Raw genomic sequence first — 22,498 nt, 5'->3', positions numbered from 1 at the left:
GGAGTTGCACCGGGACCGGCTCTCAGGACCGGCCCTCGGGACCGGCCCTCGGGACCGGAGCCGGGCCGGGCCGGGGCGGCCCCCGGAACGGGAGTTGCCCGTAGCGCCGGCCGCCGACGGGCGACGGACACCGCTACGGGCAACTGGTCCGAGTGCGGAACCGGAGGGGGTCAGCCCGGGAGCTCGCCGAAGGCGCCGCCCGCCGCCGCCGAGGCGAAGGTGTTCCACGCCTCGGTCGAGAAGCGCAGTTGGGGCCCCCGGGGGTCCTTGGAGTCCCGGACGGCCACCTCCCCCGCGCCGGGGACGGCGATCTCCACACAGGCGCCTTGGCCCCCGCTGTGACTGCTCTTGTGCCAAGGGGTTCCGTACTCGGACGGGGTGATCATTCGTGGAATTCCTTCTCGATGTCGGCTATCAGCGACCGGCTCTCCGAGACACCGAGTGCGGCCGCTCTCAGGTAGTCGTACAGACCGGTATAGCGGCGCACGTCCGCCTCCTTCTCCAGGTAGAGATCGCTCGTCACACCTTCGAAGTAGACAACTGTGGAATCGGCTGACTCGGGGAACTCCAGCAGCGAGAATGTCCCGGTCATTCCGGGATGGGCGCCGTGCGAGAACGGGATCACCTGGATGGTGATGTTCGGGCGCTGGCTGAGTTCCAGCATCTGCCGCAGCTGCTGGGCCATCACCGCCTTGCTGCCGACCTCGCGGCGCAGCACCGCCTCGTCTATGACGGTCCACAGGCTGCCCAGCTGGTTCTCGCCGTGGACGCGCTCCTGGCGCTTCATCCGGACCTGTACCCGGCGCTGCACGGCGACCGCGTCGGTGTCCGGCTGGGTGCCCTCGACCACGGCCTGGGCGTAGTGCTCGGTCTGCAGCAGGCCGGGGACGAAGGAGGACTCGTACGCGCGGATCGAGGAGGCCTCGGCCTCCAGCCCGATGTAGACGCTGTACGGGGTCGGCATGTCGTTGAAGTCGTGCCACCAGCCGCGCTGGCGGGACTCCTTGGCCATCTCCATCAGGCTGGCGCGCAACTGGTCGTCGGGCACCTTGTAGACGTCGCAGAGGTCGCGCACGTCGCGCTGGCTGATGCTGCGCCGGCCGTTCTCCAACCGGCTGATCTTCGACTGGGAGACCATCAGCCGGCCGGCGACCTCCTCCGCCGTCATGCCGAGGCCCTCACGGAGTTTGCGCAGCTCCGAACCGAGGCGCCGACGGCGCACGGTGGGATTGACGTTGGCGGACACTTCGACCTCCGGCCGGACCTCTGGTGCTCGTTGGAACGGCAGTCCTCGGAACACTTCGGACATTGGGACCAACCCCCCTGACTTGGAGCAGCATGTCACCTTGGGCCAGGTCGGCGCCGGGGAATCACAGCAGCGCGGTAGAACAGATCATCGGAAAAGCACTTCCGCGAGACAGCGAAAGCCCCCAGGTGGTAATGCGGCTCGGACGACTCGGACAGGTACTGCGGAGGCCGTCCCCGGACCGGCCCGCACCTGCCCCGGCGCGTGCGGGGGCGGGCGGTTGCCGGGCGTCCGGGGACGGCGAAGGGGCGGTCGCCGGGCGACTCGCGTCGCGGGGCGACCGCCCCTCGGTGCTGGTGGTGCCGGTGGTGCGTCCGGTGCGGCCGGTGCGCGTCGTGCTCCTGGCGCCGGTGGTACCGGTCGTGCGTCGGGTCGCTCGGCGCCCTCGGGCGGTGCGAGCGGGGCGGCGTGCGCCGCCGGGTGCGCGGCCGTTGGCGTCGGACGCGCGACCGGTGCCGGCGGGCGTGCGGCGGGCGTGCGGCCGGTGGTGTCGGGCGCCGTGATGGCTGCCCGCCGGGCCGCGCGGACCGCCGTGGTCAGTGCGCTCCGCCGAGATCAGTGCACGCCGCTGTGATCAGCGCACGCCGACCCGGGAGGCGGGGACCCGCCCGCCCGAACCCCGGCCCGCCGTACGGGCACCAGGACGGCCGGAAGCGGCCCCGGAACCCTGGGAAGAACGGTTCTGCTGAGCCGGTAGGCCGTTCTGCACGTCCATCACGGCGTGCGCGACCATCCCGCCCAGCGGGTCGTACCGGATCAGGTCGCGCAGCCGCGACCGCGAGGACCGGCCCTCGTTGCCCGGGTACAGGTGCTTGCCCAGGCCGACCGAGTGGGCCAGCGCCGCGAGCGCCGCCGTCCGCGGATCCGGCGGGACGCCGGTGCGGATCGCGGTGTCCAGCCGCTGCTTGATCGCGGCGTTGGTGCAGTCGTCGGACGCCTGGTACCGGGTCGTCGGCAGCACGCCGCACACCTGGCCCGGTACGGCCGTGACCATGCCGCAGCGCTCCAGGTGCGCCAGATACGTCTGCCGCAGCCCCAGCCGGGGCCCGCCGATCCAGTGCGCCGCGCGGACCGGACTGCCGCGTCGGCGCAGCAGTTCCAGTGCATGGTCGAGGGTCGGGTCGCCGGTCGGCCGTGCGAGCACGACGGCGATCCGGTCTCCCTCCGGTACGATCCGTCCGGCCAGGGACAGCTCGACGAGCTGGGCCCCGGCAAGTCCGAGGTCGAGGGTCTGCGGCTGCGCCGTGGTACCCGTGGTCGGGTCCAAAGCGAGCAGCAAGAGTTCCTCGGGAACAGTTCTGCGGCTCTTGCCCATCCAAGCCTCCCCGCGTGGATGAGAGACAGGGTGACGCCTCTCACACGGGCTTGTCGAGTACGCCTCCGAATCGTGACCTTGCGGTGAAGGCGCGGAACCGGCGGCGGCGGGCCCTGCGTCTGAGCGGTGAACAGACCGCGGCGCGGCCGGGCGACGACAATAAGCGCCGGTCGGGCGGGGTGTGCGCGGCCGGAACGGCCGCCGGTGGCGGAGACTGTACAGGTACACGGGGCGGGGCGTCGGCTTCCCGAAATCGGGTTCGCCGGTGCCCCGCCGGGCGTTGAGGAGGCTGGGATACGTGGGCGAGTCCCCCGACAGGGTGCTGAGGGACGGCGACGAGCGGCAGCGGGACCGCGAACCCGAACGGACCGGTGCGGCGGCCGGCGCCGCCGGGCCGGCCGGGGGCGGCTCCGGTGCGGCGGCCGACCGGGCGTCAGCCGCGGCTGAGACCGGGGCGACCGCGGAGACCTCCTCCGACGCCGCCTCCTCGGCCGCCGACTCCGGCACCGCCTCGGACAGCCCCGCGGAGACCTCCGCCGAGGCCGCCCCGGAGGCGTCCGACGACGCCCCGGCGACGGCGCCCAAGGGCGGCTCGACCGTGCAGCTCCGCGTCCGGGATGTGGACAGCCGGACGACGATGCTGCGACTGCCGGTGGACAACCGGACCACCGCGCTGCGGCTGCCTGAGGAGCTGGTGAAGGCTGCCGGCAAGGGGAGTTCCGAAGGTGGGGGCGAGGAGAAGGAGTCCTCGTCGGACACCGCGGAGGTGACGGAGTCCGCCGGGCGTCCGGTCGCCGCCGACCCGCGTCTCGCCATGCGGACAGGTGCCGCGGTGGCGGGGAAGGCCGGGGAGAAGACGGCCGAGCCGTCGGGGGAGACCGGCTCCGAGGGCGGCTCCGAGCCTGCCGCCGCACCGGTGGAGAAGGCGGCGGAGAAGCTCGACGAAGCGGCCGACGAAGCGGCCGACAAGGCCGACGAAGCCGCCACGGCTGAGCCGGTCGAGAAGGCCGAGACGGCCGAGAAGGCCGCGAAGACCGAGAAGGCAGGGAAGGCCGAGGAGACCCCGGAGGAGACCGGCGACACCGGTGACGACGACGGCGCTCCCGCTATCGGCTCCGTGACCCTCGCGCTGACCAAGCCCGCTCAGCCCGCTCAGCCCGGCCAGCCCGGCCAGTCGGGCCAGCGGCCGGGTCAGGCCGAGAAGTTGGAGAAGCCCGCGCCGCTGCGCGCCTCCGCGGCCGCCGCCGTCCCCGGGACCGGCACCGTGCCGGAGCCGAAGCCCGAGCCCAAGCCCGAGCCCAAGCCGCTTCCCGAGCCCGAGCCGACCCCCGGTCCGGCGCCGCTGCCGAAGCCGACCCCCGAGCCCGCCCCCGTACCGGCCCCGAAGCCGCTGCCGGAGCCCGACCCGCGGCCGGTGCCGCCGGTCCCGCCGCTGCCCAAGCCCGAGCCGCTGCCCGCCCCGGAGCCGCTGCCGTCGCCGGAGAACACCGCCGAGGCGATGGAGGTCCTGGCCTCCCTCAACGCCCGCCCGGTCTCGCCGCTGCGGCGCGCCCTCAAGCGGGTGACCATCTGGACGGTCTTCCTCGCCGTGGTGCTCGGCGCGCTCGCGGTGGCCCAGCTGCTGCGTCCGCTGCCGGACCCCAAGCTGAAGATGACCGCCGCGGGCAGCTACAGCTTCTCCGGCGACGTGCTCGACCTCGCCTGGCCGGCCAAGGGCCAGTCCGCCGCCGAGGTGGTCGGCGTCGGCAGCCTCGGCAGCTCGGGCCAGGAGACGCCGTCCTCGATCGCCAGCGTCACCAAGGTGATGAACGCCTACCTGATCCTCCAGAAGTTCCCCCTGAAGAAGGGGGAGAGCGGTCCGAAGATCACCGTCGACAAGCAGGCCGCGCAGGAGTCCGGCAACGTCGACGAGTCCCGGGTGACCCTCACCGAGGGCCAGGTCATCACCGAGTACCAGGCGCTGGAACTGCTGATGCTGCCCTCGGCCAACAACGTGGCCCGGCTGCTCGCCCGCTTCCACTCCGGCTCCGAGGACGCGTTCGTCAAGCTGATGAACGACACCGCGACCAAGTTCGGCATGACCAACACCATCTACGCCGACCCGGCGGGTTTCAGCGCGGACACCAAGTCCACCGCCAAGGACCAGCTGAAGCTGGCCGAGCAGGTCATGCAGGACGAGATCTTCCGGCAGATCGTCTCCACCCCGGAGACCAACTTCAACAACGTGAAGATCTCCAACACCAACAACCTGATCAACCCGAAGACCGGCGTCATCGGCGTCAAGACCGGCTCCAGCACCCCGGCCGGCGGCTGCCTGATGTGGGCCGCCTACAAGGAGATCGGCGGCGTGCAGCGGCTGATCCTCGGCGTCACGCTGGGCCAGCAGGCCACCTCGCCCAACCCGGGCGACGGCATCCTGCCGACCGTGCTGAAGGTCAGCGGTAAGCAGATCCAGGCCGCGCAGAACGGCGTGACCGGCCAGACCGTGGTGAAGAAGGGCGACGTCGTCGGCTCGGTGGACGACGGGATCGGCGGCAAGGTCGCGGTCGTCGCGACCAAGGACCTGGTGGTGGCGGGCTTCCCCGGCATCTCCGGCACGGTCACCCTGGACACCTCGAAGATCGGCCACCGCGCGCTGGCCGGCACGGAGGTCGGCACGCTGCGGGTGGGCGCGGGCGAGGACAAGGCGGAGGTCCCGGTGGCCCTCCAGGCCGACCTGAACCCGCCGTCCATCCAGTCCCGGCTGCTGCGCACGCTGTGAGGCGCTGAGCGGCTGAGGCGCTGAGGCGCCGACCGCGGGACGGAAGAAGGGGAGCCGGTCCACACCGGCTCCCCTTCTTCCGTTCCTTCCGCCCCCTACACGTCCCGGTCGAGCAGTGCGAGCGTGAGGCCGCCGAGCGGCGTCACCCGGTCCGGGTCGCCGTACTGGGTGCGGAGCACCTGCGCCTGGTCGGTCGGCATCGCGCCCAGCGGGTCCTCGGTGTCGCCGAGGACCAGCAGCCATATCCGGGACACCCCGCCCAGGCAGTCCGCCGGCTGCGGGCAGGGCGTCGGGGAGAGGTCCTCGGCGTCGTCGGCGCTCTGCGCGACGAAGACCGGGAAGGGGACGACGTCCCGGGGCAGGTAGTAGCTGACGCCCGGCCAGGCCATCGCCCAGGCCTGGTCGCCCAGCGGGGCCGCCATCCCGTCCCCGGTGCGGTAGCCGGCCGCTATCTCCCGGGCCGCCGCCTTGAACGGCTCCTCCGAGCCGTTGTGCGAGTCCGCGTACCGGATCTCGGGCTGCTTCGGCAGCGCGACCACGGCCGGCGCCGCGAGCAGCCCGACCGTCAGCAGCCCGGCCACCGCGACGGCCCCCCGGGGCGCCCGGCCGCGCCGTCGGGCCAGGGCCGCCACCGCGCCGTACACCGCCCCGGCGCCGCCGCCGGCCAGCACCGCCCAGGCGGGCACCGTGAACAGCAGGTACCGCCCGAGGAAGTACGAGGTGTCGGTCAGCCGGGACACCAGCCAGACGCCCACCACCGGCAGCTCCGCGAGCAGGAGCGCCTGCCAGGCCTGGATCCGCCGGCCGGGCAGTGCCAGTGCCAGCAGCGCCAGCGGGACGAAGGCGTAGAAGACGAGGTCCGAGCCGAAGAGGCGCTCGCCGAAGTAGGCGAGGCCGCGCAGGGAGGGGGTCGGTATCCAGCCCAGCTGCCGGTCCGACTGCCGGCTGCCCAGGAGCACCACCGGCAGCACCGGCAGCGCCGCCACGGCGACCGCCAGCGGGTACTGCCACAGCAGCCGCCGGTCGACCGCCGGACGGGTGCGCCACAGGTGCAGCGCCAGGAGCCCCAGCTGCCCGGCGACCGTGCTGAAGGAGACGAGGTGCCCGGCGCCGGCCAGCGCCATGGCCACGCAGTACGGCGCCCAGCGCCGCCAGGTCGGCCGCTCCAGGGCCCGCAGCAGGAAGTACGAGGCCGCCGCGATCGCGCAGGTCACCAGCGCGTAGGAGCGCGCCTCCTGGGCGTACCGGGAGATCTCCGGGGGCACCGCGAGCAGCAGCCCGGCGCCGACCGCCGCCACCTTGCTGCCGAACAGCCGTCGGGCGGTGAGCGCCACCAGCGCCGCCGCCCCGGCCATCGCCAGCACGGAGGGTATTCGCAGGGAGAGCGTCGAGTCGCCGAACACCGCCGTCCAGCCGTGCATCAGCAGGTAGTACGCGCCGTTGCTGGCGTCCACGTGCTGGAGCAGTCGCAGCAGGTCGCCCAGCGAGCGGGTGGACACCGTCCAGGTCGCCATCTCGTCCCGCCACAGGTCCGGCGTTCCCAGCCGGTACCCGCCCACCGCCAGCATGACCAGCGCGGGCCACACCCACACCTGCCCCAACAGCCGGCCCACCGGGCGCACAGCAGGTCTCATCGAGTCCTTCGTCTCCTTCACGCGACGCGCCGGGGCGGATCCCGCCCTGCCCGGCAGGCTACTTGACCCGCCCTGACGCGCCGTCGGCCACCCGCACCCCCTCCGCCGCCGTGCGGCGCCTCCCGCGGATCCCGCCCGGTCCGCGCCGCCGCGGCCCGATCCGACAAGATCCACAGGACGCACCCCGAGCCCCAGCCCCGATCCGGTACGCTGTGAACGGCCCGGCAGCACGCGGGCCCCGCCTCAGTAGCTCAGGGGATAGAGCACGGCTCTCCTAAAGCCGGTGTCGCAGGTTCGAATCCTGCCTGGGGCACAACGAACACGCAGGTCGCAGGCCCTCCGCCCATGTCGGGTGGGGGGCCTGTGCCGCTTTCCGGGCCGGCCGGGCCGGTCGGTTCCGCCGGTTCGCCGCACGGTCCGGTGCGGTCGTCCCGTCCGTTCTCCGCGGCGTTCACCGGCCGATGCCGGGAGGTGGCCGGATATTCCGCCGGGTCCGAACCTTTGTTCAGGTAGGCTCCGGTCCAGGCTTTTTTGAACTCGTTCAAGCACTGGGGGGGCCGGTGTACCGTCACCGTTTCATGATCTCCACCGCCGTCGTCGCGGCAGTCGTGGGCTTCGTGCCCGCCGTGGCGCAGGCGGCGAGCCCGTCCGCGGCTCCCGGCGGGGTCGCGACCGCCACCGCTCCGGCCGCCGGGGTCGGGGCCGGGGCCGCGAAGGAGGCGGCCGCGCAGCAGGAGGCCGCCGTCGAGGCCGCCGCCGAGCGGTCCGCGAAGGACGCCGCCGCCAAGGCCGAGGTCAAGGCCGAGGCCGAGACCGCGTCGAAGGCCGCGGCCGCCGAGCCGTACTTCAAGGTGTTCACGGGTGCGTCCACCTCCAACGCGCACGGCATGGGCATGGCCGCCGGAGTCTCCACCGACCTGAAGTACATCGTCGTCAACTACACGGTCGACTGGGGCGACGGCACCCCCGCGACCTCGGCGCACGGCCTGGGCACGGAGGACGTGTTCCTCAAGCACAAGTACGCCAAGGCCGGCGCCCACCGGATCACGGTCACGGCGACCGAGCCGGTCAGCAAGCTGACCGACACCACCACCTTCGAAGTGGTGCTGGACGGCTCCGAGTTCACTCCGTACGCGCCGACCCGGCTGCTGGACACCCGGGACGGCACCGGGGCCCCGGCCGCCGGCGCGGTCGCCGCGTTCGGCACCACCAAGGTGAAGGTCGCCGGCAACGGCGGCATCCCGGCCGGGGTGACGGCCGTCGCGCTGAACATCACCGCGACCAACGCCGTGGCGGACGGCCACGTGATCGCCTACGCCTCCGGCGCGAAGCAGCCGACCACCTCGAACGTGAACTTCACCGCGGGGAGGACGGTGCCGACGCTGGCGATCGTGCCGGTCGGCGCGGACGGGTACGTCGAGCTGGCCAACCGCAGCGGCGGGACGGTGGACCTGATCGCCGACGTGACGGGCTACTTCGCCAAGACCGCGGCCAACGGGTACACCTCGATGAACCCGGCGCGGATCGCCGACACCCGCGAGGGCAAGGGCACCGCTCAGGGGCAGGCCGCCGGCCAGAGCACCTTCGCGGTGCAGGTCGCGGGCCAGGGCGGGCTGCCGGCCCAGGGGGTGGCGGCCGTGGCGCTCAATGTGACGGTGACGAACCCGCAGGGCGCCGGCCACCTGACCGTTTCCCCGAGCGGTGGACAGCTGTCGGCCACATCGAACCTGAACTTCGAGCCGGGGCAGACGGTCGCCAACGCGGTGATCGTGCCGGTCGGCCCGGACGGCAAGGTCACCGTCCGCAACGGCTCCTGGTCCGGAACCGACGTGATCGTGGACGTCACCGGCTACTACAGCGCCGACGGCAAGGCCGCCTACATGCCGGAGGAGCCCACGCGGGCGCACGACGACCGGACCTGGGGCCTGGGGCTCGCCGGCCAGGACTACTACCGGCACTACGTGCCGCAGCTCTTCGGCTCGTTCGACTCCGTCGTCATGAACGTGACGGTGACCAACACCCAGGGCGGCGGGCACCTCTCGGTCGCGCCGGACCCGAACACGTCCGACGCCTACGGGACCGGCAAGGCCGTCCGGCCGACGCCGCCGGACTCCTCGGTCCTGAACTGGGAGAAGGGCGCCACCGTGTCGAACCTCGTGCAGGCGAGCCTCAAGAACACCGACACGATCGACGTCTGGAACCGGAGCTGGTCGCCGACCAACCTGATCATCGACGTGTTCGGCCGGTACGAGACCAGCTGACGCGACGTCATGCGCGGTGCGCCGGCCGTCCGCTCCCCGGGAGCGGGCGACCGGCTTCCCGTTTCGGCTCGAACTGCTGGTCAGGTAGGCTCCGGCCCAGGCTTTTTGAACTCGTTCAAGCACTGGGGGGCCGGTGTACCGTCACCGTTTCATGATCTCCACCGCCGTCGTCGCGGCAGTCGTGGGCTTCGTGCCCGCCGTGGCGCAGGCGGCGAGCCCGTCCGCCGCTCCCGGTGGGGCCGCGACCGCCACCGCTCCGGCCGCCGGAGCCACCGCGGAGCAGGCCGGACAGGCCGCCGCGGAGCAGGACCTCGCGGCCAAGGGGGTCGGGGCCGCACAGCAGAAGACCGCGGCCGCCGCGCCGTCCTCGGCGCCGTCGGCCGCGCCGAAGTTCACCGTGGGAGTGGGCTCCTACAGCACCGACTCGCTCAGCGTGGGGGTCGCCACCGGCGTCACCACCGACCTGCCCAACGGCTCCATCAGCTACCAGCTCGACTGGGGCGACGGCACCCCGGTCGAAACGGACGCGGCCAACGCCAGTGCGTACGGGCACTTCAAGCACACATTCAGGAAGGCCGGCACCCACACGATCACGGTCACGGCGACCGACCAGACCAGCAAGCTGACCGCCACCACCACCGCGGAGGTGGTGCTGAACGGCTCCGAGTTCACCCCGTACGCGCCGACCCGGCTGCTGGACACCCGGGACGGCACCGGGGCGCCGTACGTCGGGGCCGTCGGCCCGAACGCCGCGACCAGGGTGAAGGTGGCCGGCCGCGGCGGCATCCCGGCGGGGGTGACGGCGGTGGCGCTGAACATCACCGCGACCAACGCCGTGGCGGACGGGCACGTGATCGCGTTCGCCTCCGGCACGTCGCAGCCGACCACCTCGAACGTGAACTTCGCGGCGGGGAGGACGGTGCCGACGCTGGCGATCGTGCCGGTCGGCGCGGACGGGTACGTCGAGCTGGCCAACCGCAGCGGCGGCACGGTGGACCTGATCGCCGACGTGACGGGCTACTTCACCAAGGCGGCGGCGAACGGGTACACCTCGGTGAAGCCGGCGCGGATCGCCGACACCCGCGAGGGCAAGGGCACCGCGCAGGGGCAGGTCGCCGGCCAGGGCACCTTCGACCTGCAGGTCGCGGACCAGGGCGGGCTGCCGGTCCAGGGGGTGGCGGCCGTGGCGCTCAACGTGACGGTGACGAACCCGCAGGGCTCGGGCCACCTGACGGTCTCGCCGGGCGGCGGGCAGCCGTCGGCCACGTCGAACCTGAACTTCGAGCCGGGGCAGACGGTGGCCAACGCGGTGATCGTGCCGGTCGGCGCGGACGGCAGGATCACCGTCCGCAACGGCTCCTGGTCCGGGGCCGACGTGATCGTGGACGTCACCGGCTACTACAGCGCCGACGGCAAGTCCGCCTACCGGCCGGTGGATCCCTGGCGCGTGTGGGACAGCCGGACGCTGTCCCTGTCGCTCAAGGGCCAGGACTACTACCGGCAGTACGCCGGGGGGATCGTCGGGCGGTCGGCCGAGGCCCTCGTCCTGAACACGACGGTGACCAACACCCAGGGCAGCGGACACCTCTCGGTCGCGCCGGACCCGAACGCGGCCGACGCCTACGGGAACGGCAAGGCCGTCCGGCCGACGCCGCCGGACTCCTCGGTCCTGAACTGGGAGAAGGGCGCCACCGTGTCGAACCTGGTCCAGGCGGACGTCAGCGGTGCCGACACCGTCGACGTCTGGAACCGGGGCTGGGAGTCGACCGACCTGATCATCGACGTGTTCGGTGTGTACGACAAGATCTGACGCCCGAGCGGCACCGCGCACCGGCCGTCCGCCCCTCCGGGGGCGGGCGGCCGTCGGCGTTCCCCGGACCGTCGGCGTTCCCCGGACCGTCGGCGTTCCCCCGACCGTCGGCGTTCCATGGGCCCTCGGCGTTCCCGGGGCTGACCGCGTCAGGGGCGGCGTACCTCTCCGGGAGGAGGAGGGGGCGGGAGACCGTCCGCCCACGGATTGATCATGAAGCAGACCTCGTGCCGATGGCCCGCGGCCGCTCCGCTCCTAGGCTCGTCGAGACCCCTGCCGGAGCACCGTACCGGCCAGGGTGGACGAGCCGGGGAACCATGACGACGTACCGATACACCGTGGCCGAACTGCGCGGCCAACTGCGCCAACTGCTCCTGAGCGGGGCCGCGATCGCGCTCGGGGTGGCCTTCCTGATCGCCTCCGTCAGCGGCAGCGGGGCACTGGTCGACTCCTTCAGCCAGACCGCGGCCGCCGAGGTCGGGCCCGGTGACATCCAGGTGACCGGGAAGACCGCGGCCGGCGGGCTGGACGCGGCGGCGACGGAGCGCGTGCGGCAGACCGCCGGGGTGGCCGCGGTGGCGCCGCGGCTGACCGGCAAGGGTGGCGTGCTGGCCGCCGACGGGCGGCCGCTCGACCGCACCGCCGCGGTCAGCGCCGTCGCCGAGGACCCGGCGCTGCGCTGGCAGCTGCTCAAGGACGGCCGCTGGCCCGCCGGACCCGGCGAGGTGCTGCTCGACACCGGGACGGCGCACCGGCTGGACGCCGCCGTGGGCGCCGAGGTGCACCTGGCCCGGGCCGACGGCACCACCGCCACCGCTCGGCTGGTGGGCACCCTGGACGAGCGGGGCGCCCCGAGCCTCGCCGGGGTCCCGATCATCGGCGTCCCGGCGGACGCGGTCGCTGGCTACGCGGCCGGCGCCGTCACCGACCGACTCGACGTCCGGGTCGCCCCCGGCGTATCCCGGGCAGGGACCGTCGAAGCCCTGCGCGCCGCCCTCGGCGCCGACATCCAGGTGCACACCCACCAGGCCTCGGTCAACGAGGCGACCCGGCAGAGCAGCACCCTGTACGGCATGGTGCTGATCGCCTCGCTCTCCTTCGTCCTGATCGCCCTCGCGGTGGCGCGGATGGTGGTCGGCAACACCTTCACCGTGGTGCTCGCCCAGCGGACCCGCCAGCTCGCCCTGCTGCGCTGCGTGGGCGCCGACCGGCAGCAGCTGCGCCGGCTGATCCGCCGCCAGGGGCTGCTGCTCGGGGTGGGCGCCTCGGCGACGGGAGTGCTGTTGGGCGTCGCCCTCGGCGCGGCCGGCACCGCCGTGGTCGGCGGGCTCGACCTCGGCCCGGTGCACCTGTCACTGCTGCCCTCCCCGCTGACCTGCCTGCTGGCCGGGCTGTTCGGCGTGCTGCTGACCCTGCTGGCCGTCCGCGGCCCGGCGAAGGCCGCCGCGGCCGTGCCGCCGATCGCCGCGCTCGGCGGCACCCCCGCGCCGGCCGACGGGGCGGCCCGGGTGCGGGCCGCGGTGTGGACCACCGGACTGCTGGTCGCGGGCACCGCGCTGCTGGTGGCCGGGGCGGTGGCCCCGCCGCCGCTGTCGCTGCTCGCCGTCACCGTCGGCGCCATCGCCAACTTCTTCGGGGTGCTGCGGCTCTCCCACCGGGTGCTGCCCGCCGTCGTCGCCGTGCTCGGCCGGCCCGCCCGGAAGCTCGGCGGTACGGCCGGGCGGCTCGCCACCCAGCAGCTGCGGCTCAACCCGGGCCGCACCGGGGCCACCGGCTCGGCGCTGCTGCTCGGCGTCACCGTGATGGTCGGCGCGGTCACCGCGCTGGACATCACCTCGCAGTCGCTGGTGCCCGTGGTGTCCGCGCGCCAGCCGGGGGTCTTCTCGGCGGCCGCCACCGGCGGCGGCGCCCTGCCCGCCGGGGCGCTCGGCGCGCTCGGCGCCGAGCACGGACTGACCGTGACCCCGGTCCGGTCCGCCACCGTCGACCTCGACGGCCGGCCCACCGTGGTCGCCGCCGTCGACGCCACCCGGCTCAACTCCTCGACGGACGACGTGGGCCGGGCCCGCGCGCTCACCGAGGGCGGCGCGCTGAGCGGGCTCGGCGACACCGGGGTGCGCCGGGTCGGCGGCGTCGAGCTGCGGCTCCAACCCGGCCGCAGCAGCCTGCCGTTCACCCTGCAGAGCGGCGCCACCCTGCTGGTGGCGCCCGCGACCCTGGACCGCCTCGCCCCCGGCGCGCCCGTCACCACGGCCTGGATCAGCCCGGCCGCCGGCGAGGACTGGCCGACCGCCCGCCGCGCCCTGGACCACGCCCTCGCCGACCACCCGCAGGTGACCGTCGCCGACACGGCCGCCCAGGCGGACACCCTGCGCTCCCTGCTGGACCGGCTGAAGACCATCAGCATGGCCCTGCTGTCCTTCTCCGTCGCCATCGCCGGCCTCGGCGTCGCCGCCACCCTGATGCTCAGCATCAGCGAACGCTCCCGCGAGATCGGCATGCTGCGCGCGATCGGGATGTCCCGCGAACAGCTCCGCCGGATGCTCACCCTGGAGGCGCTCCTGCTCTCCCTGGCCGGCGCCCTGGTCGGGACGGGCCTGGGGGCCGCCTACGGCTGGGCGGCCGCCCGTTCGATCACCTCGACGGTGGGGACGGTCGGCACCCCGCCGGTCCTGCCGGTGCTGGCCGCCCTGGGCCTGACCGTCCTGGTCGGCCTGGCCGCCGCGGTGCTCCCGGCCCGCCGGGTCGGGCGGATGAGCGCGGTGGCGGCGATGCGGGCCTCCTGACCTGGGTGGCAGCCGGGTGCCCGACACCCGGTTCCCGGCTGCCGGCCCGGCGGGGTGCTCAGGCCAGGGTGAAGCGGGTCCGGGGCGCGGGCGGCCGGTCGGCGGCGAGGGCGAGGTCGGCGAGGAGGGTCTCGGTCTCGCGGGTGGTGCGCAGGACGTCCGGGTCGAGGTCGACGACGACGAGTTCGCGCCGGTCCTCGCCCGCCTCGGCGATCAGCCGGCCGTCGGGGCCCCAGACCGCGCTGCCGCCGCAGGTGTGCCAGCCGCCGGTGCGGCCGACGTGGTTGGCGAGCACCGTGTAGAGGGTGTTGTCGAGCGCGCGGGCCGGGAACCAGGTGCGGGACTCGTGGTGGCCGTGGCCCATGCTGAACAGCGCGCCGACCAGGTAGGCGTGGCAGCCGTCGAGCGCGGCGGCGCGGGCGTGCTCGGGGAAGCCGGAGTCGTAGCAGACGCCGAGGCCGAGCCGCCAGCCGTCCAGTTCCACGGTGCAGCCGGCCGTTCCGGGGCGGTAGTGCTCGCGTTCGCTCTTGAACAGGTGCTGCTTGTCGTAGCGGGTGACGAAGCCGCCGTCCGGGCCGAAGACGAGGGCGGAGACGCGCAGGTCGTCGCCGTCCCGTACGGCGGCGCCGACGATCGCGGCGGTGCCGGTCTCGCGGCAGGCCTCGGCGATCGGCGCGAGCCGCGGATCGCCGGGCTGGACCGCGTACCTGACGGGGTCGGCGCTGATCAGCTCGGGCTCGTAGCCGGAGAGGAACTTCTCCGCGAACAGCACCAGCCGGGCGCCGGCCCGGGCGGCCTCGCGGATCAGTCCGGCGGCCTGGGCGGCGTTGGCCGGTATGTCACCGGCCACGGCCTGGGTCTGGACGGTGGCGATCCGCAGCGGGCGCCCGGGGTAACCGGCCGGTGCGGTGGGGGCGTTGGGAGCCGTGGGAGCGGTGGGGGCAGGGGTGTCGGACATGGCCGCCAACCTAGCGCGACGGCCCTCGGCCGGTGTCGGAGTAACGGGGCGGCGAGGGCGGGTCAGCGGGGTGACGGCGCCTCAGCGCACGGCCTCGTCCGGCCGGTCGACGGGGTCGGCCGGGTCCACCGGTTCGCCCGGGGCGCCGTCCCGCGCGCCGTGCGGTCCGTCCTCGTCCAGCGGGGCGGCGGTGCCCGAGGGGTGCCCGGCCGACACGAGGACCCGCTGCACCCGGGGCCTGGTACGCCAGTTGACCCGCCGTACGTCCTGGGCCAGCGCGCCGGGGCGCCACACCTGGATCACGGCGGTCACGGTGCCCAGCACGATCCCGGCGGCCAGCCAGCCGGCCAGCACGTCGCTGGGCCAGTGCACGCCGAGCGCGACCCGGGTCCAGCCGATGGTCAGCACCGTCGCCGCGGCCACCAGACAGGCGGCGGTCCGGCCGCGCCGACGGACCCGGTACCAGAGGAGGCCGACCAGGACGGCGCAGGTGATCGCCGAGGCCATGGCGTGCCCGGAGGGGAAGGACGGCCCGCCGGCGTGCGAGACCGGATCGGTGAAGGAGGGGCGGGCGCGGTCGAAGGACAGCTTCAGCGCCCACAGGACGCCCCAGCCGACGAGGGCCTGGGCGGCCACCCAGCCGGCCAGCACCCGGGCGCCGATCAACCAGAGCCACCCGGCGGCGAATCCGAGAAGCGTACGCATCGTGACGGTGCCGCCGATGTCCGAGAGCGTCTGCACCGAGGCGGTCCAGATCCGGTGCTCCCGGGCGTAGGTGTGCAGTTCGCCGATCCACTCCTGGTCGAAGCGGGCGAGCGGGCGCCATTGGCCGGTGACCAGGGCCGCCAGCAGGCCGAACAGCGCGGCACAGCCCAGCGCGAGCGCGGCGTCCCGAAGGAGACTGCGATTACGCGCAGTGAGGATGGTCGTGCTGTTGGTCAGGTGCATGGCTGACACCTTCCCAGTGTCCCGTGCCGAGCAAGGGCCGGAGTGATAGCGATTCGGCATCGTTTGTGCGGAGGACCTGCGTGCGCCGGGGTGTGGGCCGGGACGGGCGGCGGGGCGCGCGGGGAACGTCGGCGGCCGTTCGCGGGTTCAACGGGAGGGCGGTGGCCGCGTGAGGGTCGAGTGAAGAAAACACTCCCGGAGCGGTCACCCGATGACACGGGAAGTGCCCGACCGGTCACCCAGTGTCCAGAACCGGGGTGAAAACCGGCAGGATACTGCATCGCCGGGAAGAATCTGAGTGACTTGGGAATGTTGTCCGGAATCTGTTCGTTGGATCGTTACGTGTGAGGCCCCGAGGGGCCCGCATTTCTTGCCCTCACGAGGCAGGCAGGCAGACCTCGGCAACACCAGCAAAGGGAGCAAGCATGGCCACCCGTGCCGTCGTTCGCGACAGGGCCGACCGGAGTCGCGCGGCCCGCCCGACCAACCTCGAGGCCGACCGCGACCTGGTCGGCATGTACCTCGACGAGATCGCCAGGACACCCCTGCTCGATGCCGCCGAGGAGGTCGAGCTCTCGCTGCGGATCGAGGCCGGCGTGTACGCCCAGCACATGCTGGACGAGGGCGAACTCCCCGACGGCGTCACGCGCGAGGAGCTGGAGGCGATAGCCGCCGACGCCGAGCGCGCCAAGGACGTCTTCATCCGCTCCAACCTCCGGCTCGTGGTCGCCGTCGCCCGCCGCTACCCGCGCAGCGGCCTGCCGCTGCTGGACCTCATCCAGGAGGGCAACGCGGGCCTGGTGCGCGCCGTCGAGAAGTTCGACTACGCCAAGGGCTTCAAGTTCTCCACGTACGCGACGTGGTGGATCCGGCAGGCGATCACCCGGTCCATCGCCGACCAGTCCCGCACCATCCGGCTGCCCGTGCACCTGGTGGAGGAGCTCGGGCGGATCCGGCGGGTGCAGCGGGAGAAGTCCAAGGAGCTGGGCCGCGAGGCGGAGCCGGCCGAGATCGCGGCCGAGCTGGACACCACCGAGGCCCGGATCAAGGACGTGCTGGACTGGGCGCGCGACCCGGTCAGCCTCAACATGTCGGTCGACGACGAGGGCGAGACCCAGTTCGGCGACCTCGTCGAGGACACCGGGGCCACGTCCCCCGAGGACGCCGTGATGGTCATGCTCCGCCGCGAGGAACTGGACGGCCTGATCGGGCGGTTGGACGACCGCACCGCTTCGATCATCCGCTCCCGCTACGGGATGGAGGACGGCCGTGAGCGCACCCTCACCGAGGTGGGCAAGCAGCACGGCCTCACCCGCGAGCGGATCCGCCAGATCGAGAAGCACGCGCTGGCCGAGCTGAAGAAGATCGCGGACCACGCGGGCTTCGAAGCCGCCTGAGAGGCCGCCGGGAAAGCAGCCTGAGGAAGCCGCTTGAGAGGCCGCCGGGGAAGCCTCCCGGCAGGCTGCCTGGACCCGCCCTCATCGGGCCCTGGTGCGGAGCGCCCCGCACCGGGGCCCGAGGCGTGCCACGGGGCTCTTAGGCTGGAGGAAAGGGACGAGCGGACGGAGTGGACGGCGTGAGCGAGCAGGGGCAGGAAAAGGACCGGGAGCAGGGCGGGGAGCAGGACCAGGAGCTCCGGAAGGCCGCGGCCGCGAAGGCCCGGCTGGTCTTCCGGGACCCGTTGGACCAGCAGTCCGGGGACGACACCGACGCCGGCTGGGGCGGCCGCCCCGGGGCGGGGGAGAGCGGTGGACGGGGGCTGGACTGGTACCTGAGCCAGCGCCCGCCGCACCACGGGGACTGAGGAACGGGGACGGGGAACGGGGACCGGGGCCGAACGGCGCCCGCCGGTCAGCGCAGCGGCGCGACCAGCGCGTCGCGGATCTCGGTCAGCAGTTGGACCTCCTTGGCCTCGGCCTCCGCCGCCTCCTCGGCGAGGCTCTTGCGGTGGGCCGCCAGCCTGTTCATGGGCACGATCAGGGCGAAGTAGACGACCGCCGCGGTGATCAGGAACTGGAGCACGGCGCTGAGCACCGATCCCCACAGGATGAGGATCCCGGACGTGACCTCACCGGTCGGGCTCACCTCGCAGGGCCCCTTGAGGCAGGAACTGTAGGACGCGAGGTCCTTGGTCCCGAAGACGCCGACGATCGGATTGATCACGCCTTTGACGAAGGCGTTGACGATGTTGGTGAAAGCCGCGCCGATGACCACGGCGACGGCGAGTTCGACGACATTTCCACGCAGCAGGAATTCCTTGAAGCCTTTCATGCCGCCTCGAACGACGAAGTCGCCTCCCGGTTACGGGTGATCTTCCGCAGCCCCGGACTGACAACCCGTCCGGCCCAGTGCGCCTCCCTGGGGCGGTGGCAGCCCGGCCCGCGCGGGCCCCAGTGCCAGCGCCGACGCCACCGCGAGCAGCACCAGGACGGGCACGGCGGCCCGCCGCCGCACCGCACTGCGCCAGCGGTGCCACCCGCCGCACCCGCGCCGGATCGGCGGGAAGCTCGGCAGCTCCTGCCGGGGCGGCACGGCGGGCGCGGGCAGTGGCAGCGGCAGGGGGAGGGAGAAGCTCGCGGTCGTCATCGACGCACCTCCGGGGTGTCGGCGGGCCGGCCCCTCGCGGACCGACCGGATGCCCACACGATGGGCGTTTCCGGCGAACTCGGAAAGCCCTTTCCCCAGGCCTGTGGACAACTCGCCCCTGTGGACAACTTCGTTCACTCGCCGGAGTGAGGTCGACCCCTCCGGGGTGACAGGGCGCCCGGGCGGGCATGCGAAAAGGCCCGCCGCCCCGCGTGGAAGCGGGGTCGACGGGCCTTTCCCGGGTCTACGGGCCGTCCGGGCCGATGGTGCCCGGCGCCGGGATCAGCTCGCGGCCGGAGCCGGGCTGGACGAGGTCGAGGAGCCGGAGCCCGACGACGTCGACGAGGAGGACGTGGACGCGGTGGACGACGTCGAGGGGGTCGACGACGACCCGGCGCCCACCGAGCTGCTGGAGGACGAACGGCTGTCGGTCCGGTAGAAGCCGGAGCCCTTGAACACGACGCCCACGGCCGAGAAGACCTTGCGGAGCCGTCCCTGGCAGTCGGGGCACGTGGTCAGCGCCTCGTCGGTGAACTTCTGCACCGCCTCCAGGCCGTTGCCGCACTCGGTGCACTGGTACTGGTACGTGGGCACTTGTCTTCCTCCTGGCACTCTCGCCTGATGAGTGCTAACGATGGTCAATGATGCGGCATTCCGCGGGATCAGTCCAGCGACCCCGGTGTGAGATCGGCCCCGGAACACCCGTCGGCCGCCGTCGGCCCGGTTCCCGGACGACACCCGCGCAGCCTCCGGCCGCCGTCGGCTCAGCACCGGCGGCCGGAGGCCCGGCCCCCGGCCGCCGCCCCGCTCAGCCCTCGGCGACACCCGCCAGCTGCATCGGACGCCCGCCCTCCGCGGTCCCCGCAGCGGCGGTCTCCTCGCCCCGCGGCGCCACCAGCAGGTGCCGCAGCGAGGCCAGCACGACCAGTCCGAGCCCGGCCCCGACCACCGGCACCAGGAACCCGGTGGAGGGCCCGTGCCCGTCGATCAGCCGGCCGGCCGCCATCGAGCCGACCGCCAGTCCCAGCCCGATGGCGCCGGTCAGCCAGGTGAAGGCCTCGGTCTTGGCCCCGTCCGCGACCAGCGTCTCGACCAGGGTGTAGCCGCTGATCAGGGTCGGCGCGATGGCCAGCCCGCAGACCAGCCCGGCGACGGTCAGCGCGACCAGGTTGGGCATCGCCCACAGCACCGAGCAGCCCAGCACCAGCAGCGCGTAGCTGAACAGCATCCGCTGCTGCACCGGCCGCCGCCAGGCGATCACGCCGTACAGCACGCCGGCCAGCATGGAGCCGCCGGCGAAGATCCCGTACACGGTGCCGCCGGCGTCGTGCTGCCCGACCGAGTCGGCGAAGGCGTTCACCGAGACCTGCATGCCGCCGAACACCGCGCCGACCCCGAGGAAGGTCCCGGCCAGCAGCCGGACGCCGGGGGAGGCGAGCGCCGAGGCGCGCCTGGTGCCGGGCTGCGGCACGATCCGGGCCGGGGCGGTGCCCCGCTGGGCGGCGAAGGCCAGGCCGCCGACGAGGGTCAGCGCGGCCTCGGCGACCAGGGCGGTGGCCGGGTTGGCGAGGGCGGCGATGCCGGAGGCCAGGATCGGGCCGATCACGAAGGTGAACTCGTCCGTCACGGACTCGAAGGCGAAGGCGGTGCTCACCCGGGCCGCGGAGGCGTCGGAGGCGCCGTCGGCGGTGAACCTGGCGACCCAGCGGGCCCGGACCATCGCGCCGACCTGCGGCACGCTCGCACCGGCCGGCACGGCGGCCAGGAACAGGCTCCAGGCGGGCGCGTGGCCGAGCGCGAGGGCGATCAGCACGCCGACCGAGACGGCGTGCACCAGGACGGTCGGGACGAGCACCGAGGCCTGGCCGTAGCGGTCGGCGAGCCGCCCGGTCTGCGGCCCGATCAGGGCCTGGGCGACGGCGGCGACCGCGGTGACCGTACCGGCGGTGCCGTACGAGCCGTGGGTCTGCGTGACGAGCAGCAGGATGCCCATGCTGAGCATCGCGTACGGCAGTCGCGCGACGAGGGCGGGGGACAGGAACGTCCAGGCCCCGGGCGTGCGCAGCAGCTCGCCGTACCCGACGCGGGCGGGGGCGGGAGCTGCGGGGGTGGCCGCGGGGTGCGCGGCGGTGTCGACCGTTCGGCGCGCCGTCACGGTCGGTCCTTCCTGCTGCCTGGTAGCGCGGCAGGGCATGGTGTGGCCCCGACGGCGCCGAGAGTCGTCCTCTCGCGCGTCGACCGGGGTAGATACCGGGTCGGTCCGGCGTGGTGGCCGGGGGCCGGACCGCGGCCGCCGAGCGGTCGCGCCAACTCTGCGTCAGGCAGATGCTGGGGTGGTCTAGCGGTGGTTATACGGCGTGGTCGAACCAGCATACAGTTACGCGCGTAGACACCGCCAGCCCACCCCGGCCCGCAGGCCCGTCCGGGCCCCCTGGGCCGGGGCGGGCCCGGCGCCCCTCACCGCCCGTTCAGCCACCCCGCGAGCTTGCCGCCCTTGTCCACGGCCCGCAGCCGCCGCTCGGCGGCCTCGCCGACCTCGTCCGTGGTGACCACCAGCAGCTCGTCGCCCGCCCGCAGCACCGTCGCCTTGTCCGGCACGAAGGAGTTCCCCTCGCGCACGACCAGGGTGACCGCGGCCCCCTTGGGCAGCCGCAGTTCGCTGATCTCCACGCCGGACATCTTCGAGGTGGGGGAGAGCGCGACCGACAGCAGGTGTCCGTGCAGCTTCTCCAGCGGGGCGGACTCGATGCCCAGGTCCTGGCCCATGTCGCCCTCGTCGATCCGCAGCCGCTTGGCCACCCAGGGCAGGGTCGGCCCCTGGAGCAGGGTGAAGACGACGACCAGGATGAAGACGATGTTGAAGACGTCCTCGGCCCGGTGCGCGCCGGACACCACCGGGATGGTGGCCAGCACGATGGGCACCGCCCCGCGCAGCCCGGCCCAGCTCAGCAGCGCCTGCTCGCGGGCCGGCACCTTGAAGGGGGTCAGCGAGACCATCACCGACAGCGGCCGGGCCAGGAACACCAGCACCCCGCCGATCACCAGCGCGGGCACCACCGCGTCGCCCATGGTCTCGGGCGTGACGAGCAGCCCGAGCAGCACGAACATGCCGATCTGCCCGATCCACGCGAGCCCGTCGGCGAAGCCGCGGACGGCCGGGCCGTGCGGCAGCTTGGAGTTCCCGAGGATCACCGCGCTGATGTAGACGGCGAGGAAGCCGGAGCCGTGCAGCAGCGCGCCGCCGGCGTACGCGAGCACGGTGAGCGCCATCACGGCGATCGGGTAGAGGCCCGAGGAGGGCAGGGCGACGTGCTTGAGCCCGTAGGCCCCTATCTTTCCGACGGCCAGGCCTATGACGGCGCCGATGGCCAGCTCGGCGACGATCGTGCCGATCAGGACGTACCAGGAGTCCAGTTCCCCGGTGGTGGCGAAGGCGACGACCAGGATGACCACGGGCGCGTCGTTGAAGCCGGACTCGGCCTCCAGCAGGCCGGTGAGCCGGTGCGGCAGCGGGACCATCCGCAGTACGGAGAAGACGGCGGCCGCGTCGGTCGAGGAGACGATGGCGCCCAGCAGCAGCGAGGTGCGCCAGTCCAGGCCGACCAGCCAGTGGGCGCCGGCCGCGGTGGCGAACACGCTGACGCCGACGCCGAGGGTGGCGAGCACGGTCGCGGCGGGCATCACGGGCTTGATCTCGCGCCAGCTGGTCTTGAGGCCGCCCTCGGCCAGGATCACCACGAGCGCCGCGTAGCCGAGCACCTGGGTGAGCTCCGCGTTGTTGAACGTGACACCGATCCCGTTCTGGCCCAGCGCCACGCCGATCCCCAGGTAGATCAGCAGGCTGGGCAGCCCTGATCGGGTGGAGAGACGTACGGCGCCCACCGCGAACAGCAGGATCACGGAGGATTCGAGCAGGAGCTGGTTCAGATGGGAGATGTTCACGCAGGGGCACCTCGGGCAGGCAGGGGCGGACGGGGTGTCTGGTGGTGCTGTGGGGTGACCCGTTAAGAAGTCGTCAATGCTCCCCTTGCGGATCGTTACGCAGTCTAACATTTTGCCATATCTTTAGCTTGGTCCCCCGTTCACGGTGCCCGGCCGACTCGGCCTAATGTGGTGCCCTGTCACGGCCGCAG

General features: G+C 73.4%; 17 protein-coding genes and 1 tRNA gene. 7 read left to right on the top strand and 11 right to left on the bottom strand.

All coding sequences use genetic code 11. The features are described from left to right. Nucleotides 1–170: 170 nt before the first annotated feature. The 3 genes from ACFY4B_RS35130 to ACFY4B_RS35120 all read right to left on the bottom strand — a co-directional run bounded on the left by ACFY4B_RS35130 (nucleotide 171) and on the right by ACFY4B_RS35120 (nucleotide 2,621). A complete protein-coding gene (locus ACFY4B_RS35130; RefSeq protein WP_049656225.1) occupies nucleotides 171–386 on the bottom strand; it encodes a DUF397 domain-containing protein in 216 nt (71 codons plus the stop codon). Beyond that, nucleotides 383–1,246, bottom strand: coding sequence for a helix-turn-helix transcriptional regulator (locus ACFY4B_RS35125; protein ID WP_049656226.1), 864 nt, complete (start codon nucleotides 1,244–1,246; stop codon nucleotides 383–385). The genes ACFY4B_RS35130 and ACFY4B_RS35125 overlap by 4 nt, the downstream gene beginning before the upstream one ends. A 634-nt stretch (nucleotides 1,247–1,880) precedes the next feature. Then, nucleotides 1,881–2,621: a GPP34 family phosphoprotein gene (locus ACFY4B_RS35120; protein ID WP_049656970.1), complete on the bottom strand. Its 741-nt coding sequence runs from the start codon at nucleotides 2,619–2,621 to the stop codon at nucleotides 1,881–1,883. Between the two features lie 298 nt (nucleotides 2,622–2,919). On the opposite strand from ACFY4B_RS35120, the gene ACFY4B_RS35115 reads away from it, so the two are divergent. Then, entirely contained in the window at nucleotides 2,920–5,382 is a 2,463-nt protein-coding gene (locus ACFY4B_RS35115; protein ID WP_387974702.1) for a hypothetical protein, read from the top strand. 95 nt (nucleotides 5,383–5,477) lie between these two features. On the opposite strand, the gene ACFY4B_RS35110 is transcribed toward ACFY4B_RS35115, so the two are convergent. Then, a complete protein-coding gene (locus ACFY4B_RS35110) occupies nucleotides 5,478–7,016 on the bottom strand; it encodes a glycosyltransferase family 39 protein (protein ID WP_387829827.1) in 1,539 nt (512 codons plus the stop codon). Between the two features lie 240 nt (nucleotides 7,017–7,256). On the opposite strand from ACFY4B_RS35110, the gene ACFY4B_RS35105 reads away from it, so the two are divergent. The 4 genes from ACFY4B_RS35105 to ACFY4B_RS35090 all read left to right on the top strand — a co-directional run bounded on the left by ACFY4B_RS35105 (nucleotide 7,257) and on the right by ACFY4B_RS35090 (nucleotide 13,873). Further along, a tRNA-Arg gene (locus ACFY4B_RS35105) sits at nucleotides 7,257–7,329 on the top strand. A gap of 265 nt (nucleotides 7,330–7,594) precedes the next feature. Further along, the gene (locus ACFY4B_RS35100; protein WP_387974699.1) at nucleotides 7,595–9,277 is read left to right on the top strand and encodes a PKD domain-containing protein; all 1,683 of its coding nucleotides are present in this window, start codon (nucleotides 7,595–7,597) and stop codon (nucleotides 9,275–9,277) included. Nucleotides 9,278–9,428: 151 nt separating this feature from the next. Next, complete coding sequence (locus ACFY4B_RS35095) at nucleotides 9,429–11,087, top strand: PKD domain-containing protein (RefSeq protein WP_387974696.1); 1,659 nt, start codon at nucleotides 9,429–9,431, stop codon at nucleotides 11,085–11,087. A 317-nt stretch (nucleotides 11,088–11,404) separates the two neighbouring features. After that, on the top strand, nucleotides 11,405–13,873 hold the full coding sequence (locus ACFY4B_RS35090; RefSeq protein WP_387974693.1) for an FtsX-like permease family protein: 2,469 nt from the start codon (nucleotides 11,405–11,407) through the stop codon (nucleotides 13,871–13,873). Between the two features lie 58 nt (nucleotides 13,874–13,931). Here the strand turns inward: ACFY4B_RS35090 and ACFY4B_RS35085 are convergent, their stop codons facing one another. After that, entirely contained in the window at nucleotides 13,932–14,831 is a 900-nt protein-coding gene (locus tag ACFY4B_RS35085; protein ID WP_387974691.1) for a carbon-nitrogen hydrolase family protein, read from the bottom strand. 81 nt (nucleotides 14,832–14,912) lie between these two features. Continuing rightward, a complete protein-coding gene (locus tag ACFY4B_RS35080; RefSeq protein WP_387974688.1) occupies nucleotides 14,913–15,779 on the bottom strand; it encodes a phosphatase PAP2 family protein in 867 nt (288 codons plus the stop codon). 425 nt (nucleotides 15,780–16,204) lie between these two features. Between ACFY4B_RS35080 and ACFY4B_RS35075 the strand changes: the two genes are divergently transcribed. Together ACFY4B_RS35075 and ACFY4B_RS35070 are read left to right on the top strand one after the other, a co-directional pair. Further along, nucleotides 16,205–17,176: a sigma-70 family RNA polymerase sigma factor gene (locus tag ACFY4B_RS35075; protein ID WP_049654530.1), complete on the top strand. Its 972-nt coding sequence runs from the start codon at nucleotides 16,205–16,207 to the stop codon at nucleotides 17,174–17,176. 179 nt (nucleotides 17,177–17,355) lie between these two features. After that, complete coding sequence (locus ACFY4B_RS35070) at nucleotides 17,356–17,583, top strand: hypothetical protein (protein ID WP_387974685.1); 228 nt, start codon at nucleotides 17,356–17,358, stop codon at nucleotides 17,581–17,583. Between the two features lie 47 nt (nucleotides 17,584–17,630). Here the strand turns inward: ACFY4B_RS35070 and mscL are convergent, their stop codons facing one another. The 5 genes from mscL to ACFY4B_RS35045 all read right to left on the bottom strand — a co-directional run bounded on the left by mscL (nucleotide 17,631) and on the right by ACFY4B_RS35045 (nucleotide 22,307). Next, nucleotides 17,631–18,050, bottom strand: coding sequence for a large conductance mechanosensitive channel protein MscL (mscL, locus tag ACFY4B_RS35065; protein WP_049654529.1), 420 nt, complete (start codon nucleotides 18,048–18,050; stop codon nucleotides 17,631–17,633). Between the two features lie 30 nt (nucleotides 18,051–18,080). Beyond that, nucleotides 18,081–18,365: a hypothetical protein gene (locus ACFY4B_RS35060; RefSeq protein WP_147409151.1), complete on the bottom strand. Its 285-nt coding sequence runs from the start codon at nucleotides 18,363–18,365 to the stop codon at nucleotides 18,081–18,083. A gap of 282 nt (nucleotides 18,366–18,647) precedes the next feature. Beyond that, nucleotides 18,648–18,959 (bottom strand): FmdB family zinc ribbon protein, encoded by a 312-nt coding sequence (locus ACFY4B_RS35055; protein ID WP_049654525.1) that lies wholly within the window; start codon nucleotides 18,957–18,959, stop codon nucleotides 18,648–18,650. Nucleotides 18,960–19,173: 214 nt separating this feature from the next. Further along, on the bottom strand, nucleotides 19,174–20,520 hold the full coding sequence (locus ACFY4B_RS35050; RefSeq protein ID WP_380718803.1) for an MFS transporter: 1,347 nt from the start codon (nucleotides 20,518–20,520) through the stop codon (nucleotides 19,174–19,176). A gap of 302 nt (nucleotides 20,521–20,822) precedes the next feature. Beyond that, nucleotides 20,823–22,307, bottom strand: a complete 1,485-nt coding sequence (locus ACFY4B_RS35045; protein WP_049654523.1) for a potassium/proton antiporter — start codon at nucleotides 22,305–22,307, stop codon at nucleotides 20,823–20,825. Nucleotides 22,308–22,498 lie beyond the last annotated feature (191 nt).

Origin of the sequence: Kitasatospora sp. NPDC001261 (assembly GCF_042896795.1) — a bacterium.
In the GTDB taxonomy this organism is placed as follows: Bacteria; Actinomycetota; Actinomycetes; order Streptomycetales; family Streptomycetaceae; genus Kitasatospora.
Note: the sequence above shows the minus strand (reverse complement) of the source record. Positions and strands in the feature narration are given on the sequence as shown.